Source organism: Aquirufa aurantiipilula (genome assembly GCF_019923745.1).
Taxonomy (GTDB): domain Bacteria; phylum Bacteroidota; class Bacteroidia; order Cytophagales; family Spirosomataceae; genus Aquirufa; species Aquirufa aurantiipilula.
Genome location: NZ_JAANOG010000002.1, coordinates 30,108 through 42,054, shown reverse-complemented (window position 1 = coordinate 42,054; position 11,947 = coordinate 30,108). Strand labels below are relative to the sequence as shown.

Sequence of the window (11,947 nt, the reverse complement as noted above, 5' to 3'; positions counted from 1 at the left end):
AACGATTACGGCATATTTTGCCTTATTTTTGCAGAGTTTTTTATCCGTTATGAATCTACTGGCTATTGAATCTTCTTGTGACGAAACCTCCGCTGCCATTATGGTAAACGGTGAACTTCGGTCAAACATTGTATCCACTCAATTGATCCATACCCAGTGGGGTGGAGTCGTTCCTGAGTTAGCCAGCAGAGCACATCAAAAATCCATCATACCTGTTGTTTCAGAAGCTCTGCAAAAAGCAAATATAAACAAAAATGAACTGAATGCCATTGCCTTCACACGCGGGCCAGGTTTATTGGGAGCACTATTAATTGGAACCTCCTTTGCCAAAGCTTTGGCCTTGAGTTTGGATATTCCTCTCATTGAGGTAAACCACATGGAAGCACACGTTTTGGCACACTTTATTGAGGACCCAAAACCGCGCTTTCCTTTCCTTTGCTTGACGGTCAGTGGCGGACATACCCAATTAGTTTGGGTAAAGAGTCCATTGGAAATGGAAGTCATTGGAGAGACCCAAGATGATGCTGTAGGAGAGGCATTTGATAAGACAGCCAAACTCATCGGATTACCTTATCCGGGTGGTCCCATGATTGATAAACTAGCGAGAGAAGGTAATCCCAACCGATTCCCTTTTCCTTTGGGAGAAATGCCAGGTTTAGACTTTTCATTCTCAGGCATCAAAACTTCCATTTTGTATTTTTTACAAAAGGAACAGAAGAATAATCCTCAGTTCATCGAGGAAAATAAAGCCGACATTTGTGCTTCTGTACAAAAGACTTTGATCGACATGTTACTTCGCAAAGTGAAAAAGGCGATGAAAGAAAAGAACTGTCAACAAATTGCTATTGCTGGGGGTGTTGCTGCCAATTCTGGGCTTAGAAATGGAATTCAAGAGTTAGGTGCTCAACAAAACTGGGATGTCTTTATCCCCGCGTTTTCCTACTGCACTGACAATGCTGGGATGATTGCTATGGCTGGTCACTTCAAAGCAGAAGCTGGTATTTTCTGTGGCCAAGACGTAAGTCCTCTGCCGAGGATGGACATGAAATAAATGGTAAATTATAATTTATAGATTATAAATGGATCTGTTGCCAATCTATATTCTAATAACTAGTATCTAACCCCTATTTAAAAGGTTAATCCCATCGAAATATTGGAAGGTAGTTTGAATTAAATGGTGAAATGTGAATGCATGAATGACATTTACATAAACCCCATTTATAATCTATAAATTATAATTTACAATTTCCTTCATGCTATTCCAAAACGCCAATTTCAAGGGTTTTTCGGAATCTTTTAGGCTAGAGATATAACGAGGGAAGTAGTAGATGGCTTTATTCCCGAGTTGACTGATTTTACCTTCTGGCAATTGTTCTTTCCAAGCTGGGATTTGATCACCTAGGAATACATAGATTTGGGCTTGAGTACCTTCTAGCAATTCTGTTAAAGTAAAGGAATCCATTGGTTCCAAGACCTGCCAATCATTGGGTTGAAGAGAAACTGGAGCCGCTGATAATACGAGTTGTAATCGCTCTCTTTCAGTAGCATTAATCTTTCCTACGACCACCAATCGACATGTCACTTGAGGTAAAGAGGGTGAAATTGGAGGAGCAGTAGGTTCTACCTCCTTCACTTCTTCAACAAAGCTAGCTTGTATACCAGGTCCTGGAGGGATCATGGGGATTTCCTGTACTGCTTGACTGACTTTTTCTTCTACGACAGCAGCCATTGGTGTAGAAATCTCCTCTTCAAACGTAGATGCTGGAGTTTCTGCGGGCAAAAAAGTAGCTTCGGATGGAATGTTAGGTCGATCTGCTGGAATCCAGTAAATCTCGTCGAACTTATACAATTCTGCCAAATCCATTCGATCCGAAGCTTTCATTTTATTATGCCAATGATCCTCTCAAAACACAAGCCTCACGATCTGGGCCCGTAGAGATGAAGTTGATCGGTAAGTTCAAATGCTTTTCTAAAAAGGCAATGTAGTTGGTCAATTCTGCAGGCAATTCGTTAAAATCACGCATACCTTCTAAACTGCAATGCCATCCTGGTAAACTCGCATAAATGGGTTTTACCTTAATATCCGTAATCTCAAAAGGGATTTGATCCGTAACGGTACCATCCGGCATTTCGTAAGAAGTACATACCAGAATCTCTTCAAAAATATTCAAAACGTCTGCTTTCATCATAATCAATTGAGTCACCCCATTGATCATCATAGCATATTTTAAAGCTGGTAAATCAATCCAGCCACAACGACGCGGACGACCCGTTGTAGAACCAAATTCACGGCCTTCTTGGCGCATTGCTTCTCCCACTTCATCTTCCAATTCCGTAGGGAATGGTCCTGATCCAACGCGAGTAGCATATGCCTTAAAAATACCAAATACTTCACCAATGTTTTTAGGCGCAACACCTAAACCGGTACATGCTCCTGCGGAAATGGTATTGGAAGAAGTTACAAAAGGATAAGAACCAAAGTCCACATCCAATAATGACCCTTGAGCTCCTTCAGCTAAAATAGTCTTGCCTAAATTAATGGCATTATTCACTGAGTATTCTGAATCCACTAAGGCAAATTGCTTCATGAATTCTACAGCTTCAAAAAACGCAGCTTCAGCCTCAGTTAAATCGTATTCGTATTTATATACATCCAAAATCGCTTTATGGCGATCGACTAGTGTTTTGTATTTTTCAGGAAAATTAGGTGAAATCATATCCCCTACACGCAATCCCTGACGAGAAATTTTATCTGTATAAGTTGGTCCAATACCTTTTAATGTAGAACCAATTTTCTCTTTTCCTTTGGCTAGCTCATAAGCAGCATCCAATAAACGGTGCGTTGGCAATATGATGGACGCTTTCTTCGAAATCTCTAAGTTTTTCTGCAAATCCAAGTTGAAATGAGCCAATCCTTCAATCTCTTTCTTAAAAATGATGGGATCTAACACCACACCATTACCAATGATATTTTGCACTTCCTGACGGAAAATACCCGAAGGGATTTGATGCAAAACATGCTTAAAACCATCAAATTCCAATGTATGACCTGCATTAGGTCCTCCTTGAAATCTTGCCACAACCTGATAACGAGGTGCTAAAACGTCTACAATTTTACCTTTCCCCTCATCACCCCACTGTAAGCCTAATAATACATCAACTGCCATAAAAACTTGTGTTAAATTCTTTTATTCTTGGGACCTCGCTTGGAAATTAGCTCGGTGTTCACAATTCTTGTTGGTACATGATCCGTAGAAAATCAAAGAATGGTGCATCACGTTAAAATGAAGCATTTCTCCTACTAAACTTTGGATGGTTTGAACGCGCGGATCACAAAACTCTGTCACTTTGTGACAATCTGTACAAATTAAGTGATCATGCTGTCTACGTCCATAAGACTTCTCAAACTGGGCTTGATTACGTCCAAATTGGTGTTTTACGACCAAATCACACTCTACCAATACATCCAATGTATTGTAAACGGTAGCACGGGAAACTTGGTATTTCTTGTTTTTCATGGAGATATACAACTCCTCCACATCGAAATGGTCATCGCGTAAATAGATCTCCTCCAGGATTGCAAATCGCTCGGGTGTCTTGCGCAGACCCTTGTTTTCCAAGTAGGCTGTGAAAATTTTCTTAACCGAATCGAACTTATCTATTTCTGTGGACATTTAGCGAAAAAAACGACGTAAAATAAGCTATAAAAACTGAAAAAAGCTATTATTCTTCCCTAGCAACCTCAATTACTCCAGCCACTCGTTCCAATTCCCCTACTAGGGCAACTAAGTGATCCGTATCTTGAATCATAAGTGAAATTTGTCCTTCAAATAGTCCATCTTTCACCCCAATATTCAATGCCGTGATATTCACTTTGAGTTCATCTGAAATTACCCGAGTTACATCATTCACCAATCCTACACGGTCAATACCTCGAATCACTAAATCCACTACAAATGACATGGCTATTTGACTCGCCCACTGAGCTTTAATCACCCGATCACCGTGCCGAGACAATAACTCAGGGGAGTTAGGACAATTAGTACGGTGAATTTTAATGCCTTCATTAATCGTCACAAAACCAAATACATCATCACCTGAGATTGGATTACAGCATTTGGCCAAAGTATAATCTACCTTGTCCATATCTTCACCAATCAATAGAATATCAGCATCTTTTCGGTCATGCTGTACTCGTTTCATTTCTTTGGTAAAACTCTTATTATCGACAATCGGAACTTGAATGGCTTTTTCCGCCTGCTTCCGTTCGTGCATTTCTTTGTCGGACTTCCAATGCTTCAACTGCTCAATGGCGATATATCCTTTTCCAAATCGATAGAAAAGATCATTGGCATCTTTGGCATTGTAATACGCCCGCAGTTGATTGGTTATTTCCAGAGTTAAACTTGGATACCCCAAAATCTTCAATCGATGCTCAATCATATCACGCCCTTTGATGACGTGCGACTTATTCTCTTCTTTGATAAAGTCTTTAATCCTAGCCTTGGCCTTAGTAGTCGTTACTATACGTAACCAATCTTCTGATGGCTTTTGCTTGGAAGAAGTTAAGATTTCAATTTGATCCCCATTGCTCAACTTGTGCGACAAGGGCACCAATTTCCCTCCAACTTTGGCACCGATACATTTGGCCCCCACTTCGGAGTGGATTTCAAAGGCAAAATCCAAGGCAGTGGAACCCACTTGCAAAACCACCAATTTTCCTTTTGGAGTAAATACAAATACCTCCTCGTGGTATAGTGAGTTTTTGATATCGTCCACCAATTCTACGGCCGACTGGCTCTTATCATTGGTTTCTAAAGCTTCGCGAACTTGACTTAACCAAGATTCAAATGCTTGACTGGTACGAGTGTCCGTTCCTTTGTATTTAAAGTGTGCAGCCACCCCCTTTTCCGCTATCTCATCCATCCGTTTTGTACGAATCTGCACTTCCACCCAACGCCCCTCTTTATCGTTGCCGTATGGCAAACTCATCACCGTGGTATGCAAAGACTCATAACCATTGGATTTAGGGGTAGAAACCCAGTCTTTCAATCGACTAGGATTAGGGCGATAATGATCTGTGACAATGGAATAAACCTCCCAGCAATCTGCTTTCTCTCTTTCCAAAGGCACATCTATCACTACCCTAACCGCAAATAAATCGTATATTTTATCAAATGGCGTATTGCTACTTTTGATTTTATTGTAAATGGAATAAATCGACTTAGGTCTACCTTTAATGGTATAATGCAAGTGCAATTCATCCAAGGATTTTTTGATAGGGCGAATGAAATGATCGACAAAACTTTCGCGGTTACGCTTATTCTCTGTCAATTTATTGGCAATTTCCTTGAAAGCTTCTGGCTCAGTGTATTTCAAACCCAAGTCTTCTAATTCCGTCTTAATGGCATTTAATCCCAAACGGTGTGCCAAAGGAGCGTATAAATAAATGGTTTCTGAAGCAATTTTTAATTGCTTTTCCTTGGCCATACTTGACAGGGTTCGCATATTGTGCAAACGGTCTGCCAGTTTAATTAAAATCACACGAATGTCGTCGGACAAAGTCAACAGCATTTTGCGGAAGTTTTCCGCTTGCTGCGATGTCCCGTATTCAAAAGTCCCAGAAATCTTGGTTAATCCATCAATAATGGAAGCAATTTTAGGGCCAAAATCTTTCTCAATATCTGCTAAGGTGGTGTCCGTATCCTCTACCACATCGTGCAACAAAGCTGAAATAATGGAGGTTGTACCTAGACCAATTTCTTCGACACAGATTTGAGCAACAGCCAAAGGATGGTAGATATAAGGTTCCCCTGATTTTCTTCGCATCTCTTTATGTGCCTCCGCAGAAATCAAAAATGCTTTTTTGATTTGCTTGGCATCATCATCTTTTAAAAAGGGTTTGGCTGTCCGCAAGAGCTTGCGGTACCTTTTCAAAATCTCTAATCGCTCTTTTTCTAAATTGATAGGCATAGCTTACTCAGCAGTAATTAGCGCCACTGCCATGGCCGAAATTCCTTCTCCTCTTCCTACAAAACCCATTCCCTCGGAAGTGGTTGCTTTTAAGGTAATTTGATCCAAATCTACTGCCATCACTTGGGCCAAATTAGCTTGCATAGCAGGTATGTGTGGATTTAACTTAGGTTGATCCAAGATAATGGTCACATCCACATTGCCAATTTTCCAACCTTTTTCTCGAATCATTTCTAATACACGAATCAATAAGGCAATGGAGGAAACTCCCTTCCATTGTGGATCTTTATCCGAAAAATGAAAACCAATATTTCGTAGATTGGCTGCACCTAATAAGGCGTCGCAAATGACATGACAAACTAAATCAGCATCCGAATGACCTAAAGGCCCCTTGGCTGATTCTATTTCAATACCTCCCAAAATACAGGGTCTCCCCTCAACCCAGCGATGCACATCATATCCTTGTCCTACGCGTATCTTCATGTCTAATTTTTTTCTTTCTTATACCATAAGGTATTCGATTTCCCATCAATAAACAAGCGTTTTGCCCAAGATTGTACATCCGACAATGAAACGGCTTGGATTTTTTCAGCTTCCGTATTTACCCAATTCGGATCACCCGCATTGGCAGCCATGGCCAGATTCATCGCTCGGTTTAAGACCTCCACTTCCATGAAGACTAAACTAGCCTCCGCTTGATTTTTTACTTTTTGTAAAGATTTTTCTACAATTCCTGATTGGACAAATTCCTGAATTAGCTCTTCCAAGGCATTATCCGCAGTTTCAATATCCACTCCCTCACTTATCTGACCTTGAATCACCAAAATACCCGGGTCCATGGAACCCATTTGGTAGGCATTTAATGAATCAAATATTCGTTTATTCTGAACTAAATGTTCATATAAATAAGAAGATTCCCCTCTTCCCATCAAGTCGGCCAACATATCAATGGCATGAAAACCAGGCTGATATCGCCCTACCATCGGATATGCTTTATATATTCTGTCGGATGGCACATTGGCAGAAATTTCCATTTTTCGATTTTCTTTCTGCTCAGGTTCCTGAACCAATTGACGAAGGGGCTTCACACCTCCTGGAATAGGTCCAAACCATTTTTCAGCTAATGTTTTTACTTCATCAAAATTCACCCTTCCCGCAACCACCAAAACCGCATTGGCTGGTACATAATGTTGATAAAAGAATGCTTTTACATCTTCTAGTGTCGCATCCTCAATATGCTTAATATCAGCTCCAATAGTAGCCCATCGGTAAGGATGCTGTTGGTAAATCATAGGCCTAAACTTCAGCCATAAATCGCCGTAAGGCTGATTCAAATAACGTTGTTTAAATTCTTCAATGACTACTTTTCTTTGAACTTCCAGGGAATTAGGATTAAAAGCCAATTGCTTCATTCGATCAGACTCCAACCAAAAAGCTGTTTCCAGATTTTGATAGGGCAAACTGATGTAATAATTCGTTAAATCAGGTGTAGTAAATGCATTATTTTCACCCCCAACACGCTGCAAAGGACTGTCGTAATTGGGAATATTTTCTGAGCCCCCAAACATCAGATGCTCAAATAAATGAGCGAATCCTGTTCGACTAGGGTCTTCATCTCGAGAACCAACATCGTAAATCACATCCATCACTGCTAATGTAGTGCTAGGGTCTTCATGTACGATCACACGTAAGCCGTTGTCTAAGGTAAATTCTTGAAATGAAATCATTCGGGAAGTTTAATATTAAAATAGAAACAAAAGTAAAAAATTAGGCCCAAAAACCACAGTACTTACGTATTTTTGCAATTCAATTGAGCGTATATGCGGCGAATTTTTATTGTCCTTTTTTGTCTATGGTCCTGGAATATTTCTGGACAAATTTTAGCGGACAATCAAGCTAAAGATTGGATTTCAAACGGCTTGAACCACATGTACAACCATGAGTTCAAAGAGGCCACCGAGGATTTTAATTCGCTAAAAGCCAAATACCCAAAGCATCCAAGTAGTTATTTATTGTTGGCAATGCAATGGGAAAAACAATACTTTCCCTTAAAAGATCATCTTAATCAAAGTAAGGCCTATTTGGCCTATTTGGAAAGGAGTTTCGAATTAGCTGAAGCTGCCTACGAAAAAAATGAAAATGATCTAGAAGCTGTCTTCTTTTGTATCTCGTCTACTGGATTTTTAGCTGCCTATGAAGCGGATAATCAAAACTTCATGAAGGCCGTTTCTTATACACGCAAATCCTATTCCTTTCTAAAAATTGCACTAAAAAACACAGATAAGCAGCCTGAATTTTTGTACTCGGCTGGTATTTATAATTATTACCGCATTGTATACCCGGAGCTTCATCCTGTCATTAAACCATTTATGGTCTTTTTTGAAGATGGAAATAAGCGCGCGGGTTTAAGTTACCTTGATCAAAGTACGCGTAAAACTATTTTCGTGAAAAATGAAGGTCGGTTTTATTTAGGTTATGTCTACAACAAATACGAGGGTACACCTGCCAAAGCACTTCCATTAAATCAAGCATTATTAGAAGATTTTCCAAGTAACCACCTATTTTTACTCCAAAGAGCTGAGCTTTTGGCCTTGACCAATAATTTTGAAGAAGGGGAAATCTTCAACGAGAAATTGGACAAATTAAAAATCCCCTATTATACCGGTGCTGCATGTGTGTTTAGAGGGATAGCGGACGAATTTGGGAAAAGGAAGTTAGCCCAAGCAGAAGCTCATTATTTGAAAGCCTTAGCTTATCCTTTTGAAGAAAGGTTTACTAAAGATATCCGAGGCTTAGCTTATTTGGGCTTATGCCGAATTGCGCATAAGTCGGGCCAAAGAGCCAAAGCCAAAAAATATTTGCACCTTTCTAAGGAGTATATTGAATATAAAAATTCGCAGGATGAGTACCATCGCTTATCCAAACTATTGTAATTATGGAAAGTAGAGAAGCTGGAGTAGAACGTCTTTATCCCAAAATCTGGGGAAGAATGTCGGCCCGTTATTATTACCTAATCCAACTAAGAAAGCAATTGGAAAGGGTCATTGAACTATTTGTCAAAAACTCTCCTCACCAATTGTTGGCAGATTATGGCTGCGGCAACAAGCCATATGAGCCACTTTTCGGTCCATTTGTGGAACAATACATTGGTCTGGACTTAGCCATAAACACCAAAGCCGATGTCGTAGTAGACCCTAAAGGCATCATCGACATGCCCGATGAAAGTGTGGGTTTTGTATTATCTACACAGGTTTTGGAACATGTGGAAGATCCAACATCCTATCTAAAAGAGGCTTGTCGGATTTTACAAAAAGATGGCAAATTGATTCTTTCTACTCATGGTTATTGGATGTTTCATCCCGACCCAACCGACTTCTGGCGTTGGACTTCTGCGGGTTTACAAAAGATTGTTAAAGAAGCTGGATTTGAAATAGTGTATTTTGAAGGTATCCTTTCGCGCTCTTCTATGGGACTTCAATTATTCCAAGATGGCCTTTTATTCAAATTCCCTAAATCCATTCGCCCACTTTGGTCTATGCTCTTGCAACCTTTCATCATCTTCTTTGATAAAATCGCTGGAAATAAATCCCGAAGAGAAGATGCTTGTACGTTTATATTGGTAGCTAAGAAATTATAGTTTATAAGTTATAGATTATAAATTTGGCTTTTTTTAAACTTTTGTGTCAAATCCTTCGAAAATCGATATTAGAGTACCTTAGAGCATTTTTATTCAAATAGAATCATTCTTTATGATTAACAATACATTATAATTTATAACCTATAACTTATAATTATGAATTACCTTCTTCCCATTTCCACGTTCTCTCCAAGGCTTCATCAAATGCAGTTTTTTCGAATGGAATAAGAGATTCTAGTTTTTGGATATCCAAGCAAACATGAGGGACATCAGTAGGTTTTGCCTCCTTGTATACTACTTGAAAACCCGGAATAAGTCCTTTGATTTTGTCTAAAATGTTCGACAAGGAGATGGCTGAACCATATCCGATATTGATGGTATCGTTTTTATGGCCCGACTGCCACAATTGAAATATGGCCTTGGCAATATCCTCCGCAAAAATATAATCCTTGGTCTGGCTACCATCTCCCCAAACAGTAAACGTCTCTCCTCGTAGTGCCTTACGTAAAGCAATATTGATAACACCTTGTTGATCTGAATGATGAAAATACCCAAAGGGATTCGATAAGCGTAAAATCAAATAATCAATTTGATGGATTTTGGAATAAAGTTGAATGAAATGTTCAACGGCCAGCTTAATGATCCCATAGGACGAAATTGGCTTACAGGCCTGGTTTTCATTCAATGCCTCCAATCCGGCATGGCCATACACTGCACCACCCGAAGAAAAATAGACTAGGAAGCGACAATCATGCTGCTTCATGACTTCCAACAATTGAATCGTGGGAGTCAAATTAGCCTCTAAATCTTCTGAAACGTTTTGGGTAGAAGTAGCAGGAACTATGGTACTAGCAAAGTGAAAAACCTGGGTAAAACGCTCTTCTTGAAATAATCGATTCAATAAATCAATATTCCCATAGTCTCCTTGGACAAATTTCACTTGAGGGAATCGATCTAAGTCGGCATGATGATGCCTCGATAAAACAGTTAATGCTACTTCTTGGCTTGCTACTTGATTTTCGAGAAATTGAATCCAATTCAATCCTAAAAAGCCAGCTCCACCAATGAGTAATATTTTTTCCATACCTGTCAAATGCCTTGCAAAAATAGAGCTAAGATTTGATTAACCTAGTCGGGAAGGCTTTAAAATAATTTCGTATTTTCGTTAAATCATTCACCTCGAACCCCATTCGATGAAGCTTCTTATTGCTCGATCCAATTACTTTTCCTATTCTGAAACCTTCATTGATGAGCAAATCAAACAGCTTCAACCACATTCCGTTTTGTATGAAGGTTGGCAGCCTAGTCGATTGTATAGCGGTGGTTCCATTTACCCCTTTCCTTTGAATAAGTTGCTGGTAAGAGGAAGTCTCCGTCGAATTTTACCAGATTTATACCAAAAGATTTACACGTATTTCCTTAGAAAATACTTACGAAACAATCAAATAGATGCGTTTTTAGCTAATTACGGGCCATTAGGGACGCATATTTTCGAAGCATGTCAAGCTGAAAAAGTACCATTTGGAATCGTCTTTTTAGGTTTTGACGCCAATGAAACCAAAACTCTGGAAAATTATGGTGCTCGATACGCTCAAGTTTTACCTATAGCCAAGGCCATCATTGTTGTGGCCTCTGCCATGAAACCGACCTTAGAAAAAATCTGTGGCCCTTTACCCAATCTACATGTTATCCCATGTGGCGTCGATCTAAATCAGTTTTATCCTGCTAGCCAAAAGAAAAAATCAACAGCGTTTCAACTTATTTCAGTAGCTCGATTTGCCGCCAAAAAAGGGTCCTTATTAAGCATTAAATCCTTTGAAATACTGCTAAAACAATTTCCTGATGCTCAATTCAACATGGTGGGCGATGGTCCACTTTGGCAGGAAGCCAAAGATTATGTAAAAACGCAACAATTGGAGAATAATATCCATTTTTTAGGCGCAAAATCACCTGCTGAATATTTGCCTTTATTACAAGAAGCTGATGCCTTTATTCAACATTCCATTGTAACCCCTTCAGGAGATTCAGAAGGCACACCTGTGGCTATTTTAGAAGCATCCGCCACCGGCTTGGCCATAGTTTCTACTCGACATGCGGGAATACCAGAAGCAGTAAAAGAAGAAGTTACCGGTATTTTAGTGGATGAACATGATGTGGAGGCGATGGGAAATGCCTTAATTCGCCTGGCTTCAAATCCAGAATTATGCCAACAAATGGGAATGGCCGCTAGATCCCATATGCAGGAACATTATGAGGTGGGCAAATTAAGTCAAAGCATTAAACAGTTATTGGCCTAAAATTTGAATTCATTCAATGAAGGCAATTGTGTAAATTTGT

11 protein-coding genes are annotated in these 11,947 nt (G+C 39.6%); 4 read left to right on the top strand and 7 right to left on the bottom strand.

The genetic code is table 11. From position 1 onward, the window contains the following. The first annotated feature begins 49 nt into the window (after positions 1 to 49). A complete protein-coding gene (gene tsaD, locus G9H60_RS02170) occupies positions 50 to 1,051 on the top strand; it encodes a tRNA (adenosine(37)-N6)-threonylcarbamoyltransferase complex transferase subunit TsaD (RefSeq protein ID WP_223142739.1) in 1,002 nt (333 codons plus the stop codon). Positions 1,052 to 1,225: 174 nt separating this feature from the next. On the opposite strand, the gene G9H60_RS02165 is transcribed toward tsaD, so the two are convergent. The 6 genes from G9H60_RS02165 to G9H60_RS02140 are packed head-to-tail and all read right to left on the bottom strand — an operon-like array spanning position 1,226 to position 7,700. Further along, on the bottom strand, positions 1,226 to 1,882 hold the full coding sequence (locus G9H60_RS02165) for a hypothetical protein (protein WP_223142481.1): 657 nt from the start codon (positions 1,880 to 1,882) through the stop codon (positions 1,226 to 1,228). Positions 1,883 to 1,886: 4 nt separating this feature from the next. Next, positions 1,887 to 3,167, bottom strand: coding sequence for an adenylosuccinate synthase (locus G9H60_RS02160; protein ID WP_223142480.1), 1,281 nt, complete (start codon positions 3,165 to 3,167; stop codon positions 1,887 to 1,889). Positions 3,168 to 3,188: 21 nt separating this feature from the next. Continuing rightward, a complete protein-coding gene (locus G9H60_RS02155; protein WP_109322291.1) occupies positions 3,189 to 3,674 on the bottom strand; it encodes a Fur family transcriptional regulator in 486 nt (161 codons plus the stop codon). Between the two features lie 49 nt (positions 3,675 to 3,723). After that, the gene (locus G9H60_RS02150) at positions 3,724 to 5,973 is read right to left on the bottom strand and encodes a RelA/SpoT family protein (protein WP_223142479.1); all 2,250 of its coding nucleotides are present in this window, start codon (positions 5,971 to 5,973) and stop codon (positions 3,724 to 3,726) included. A 3-nt stretch (positions 5,974 to 5,976) separates the two neighbouring features. Next, on the bottom strand, positions 5,977 to 6,456 hold the full coding sequence (gene ispF / locus G9H60_RS02145; protein WP_223142478.1) for a 2-C-methyl-D-erythritol 2,4-cyclodiphosphate synthase: 480 nt from the start codon (positions 6,454 to 6,456) through the stop codon (positions 5,977 to 5,979). A 2-nt stretch (positions 6,457 to 6,458) separates the two neighbouring features. Continuing rightward, a complete protein-coding gene (locus tag G9H60_RS02140) occupies positions 6,459 to 7,700 on the bottom strand; it encodes a M16 family metallopeptidase (RefSeq protein ID WP_223142477.1) in 1,242 nt (413 codons plus the stop codon). A gap of 93 nt (positions 7,701 to 7,793) precedes the next feature. Here G9H60_RS02140 and G9H60_RS02135 point away from each other — a divergent pair, with 93 nt between their 5' ends. Further along, the gene (locus tag G9H60_RS02135) at positions 7,794 to 8,906 is read left to right on the top strand and encodes a hypothetical protein (RefSeq protein WP_223142476.1); all 1,113 of its coding nucleotides are present in this window, start codon (positions 7,794 to 7,796) and stop codon (positions 8,904 to 8,906) included. Positions 8,907 to 8,908: 2 nt separating this feature from the next. Then, entirely contained in the window at positions 8,909 to 9,610 is a 702-nt protein-coding gene (locus tag G9H60_RS02130) for a class I SAM-dependent methyltransferase (protein ID WP_223142475.1), read from the top strand. A 154-nt stretch (positions 9,611 to 9,764) separates the two neighbouring features. Here the strand turns inward: G9H60_RS02130 and G9H60_RS02125 are convergent, their stop codons facing one another. Then, entirely contained in the window at positions 9,765 to 10,694 is a 930-nt protein-coding gene (locus tag G9H60_RS02125) for an NAD-dependent epimerase/dehydratase family protein (protein WP_223142474.1), read from the bottom strand. 109 nt (positions 10,695 to 10,803) lie between these two features. On the opposite strand from G9H60_RS02125, the gene G9H60_RS02120 reads away from it, so the two are divergent. Next, positions 10,804 to 11,907 (top strand): glycosyltransferase family 4 protein, encoded by a 1,104-nt coding sequence (locus G9H60_RS02120; RefSeq protein WP_223142473.1) that lies wholly within the window; start codon positions 10,804 to 10,806, stop codon positions 11,905 to 11,907. Positions 11,908 to 11,947 lie beyond the last annotated feature (40 nt).

Coding starts and splice junctions, on each gene's coding strand:
- ispF (WP_223142478.1), bottom strand. CDS start 6,456: ATGAAGATACGCGTAGGACAAGGATATGATGTGCATCGCTGGGTTGAG.
- G9H60_RS02135 (WP_223142476.1), top strand. CDS start 7,794: ATGCGGCGAATTTTTATTGTCCTTTTTTGTCTATGGTCCTGGAATATT.
- G9H60_RS02140 (WP_223142477.1), bottom strand. CDS start 7,700: ATGATTTCATTTCAAGAATTTACCTTAGACAACGGCTTACGTGTGATC.
- tsaD (WP_223142739.1), top strand. CDS start 50: ATGAATCTACTGGCTATTGAATCTTCTTGTGACGAAACCTCCGCTGCC.
- G9H60_RS02120 (WP_223142473.1), top strand. CDS start 10,804: ATGAAGCTTCTTATTGCTCGATCCAATTACTTTTCCTATTCTGAAACC.
- G9H60_RS02155 (WP_109322291.1), bottom strand. CDS start 3,674: ATGTCCACAGAAATAGATAAGTTCGATTCGGTTAAGAAAATTTTCACA.
- G9H60_RS02150 (WP_223142479.1), bottom strand. CDS start 5,973: ATGCCTATCAATTTAGAAAAAGAGCGATTAGAGATTTTGAAAAGGTAC.
- G9H60_RS02130 (WP_223142475.1), top strand. CDS start 8,909: ATGGAAAGTAGAGAAGCTGGAGTAGAACGTCTTTATCCCAAAATCTGG.
- G9H60_RS02160 (WP_223142480.1), bottom strand. CDS start 3,167: ATGGCAGTTGATGTATTATTAGGCTTACAGTGGGGTGATGAGGGGAAA.
- G9H60_RS02165 (WP_223142481.1), bottom strand. CDS start 1,882: ATGAAAGCTTCGGATCGAATGGATTTGGCAGAATTGTATAAGTTCGAC.
- G9H60_RS02125 (WP_223142474.1), bottom strand. CDS start 10,694: ATGGAAAAAATATTACTCATTGGTGGAGCTGGCTTTTTAGGATTGAAT.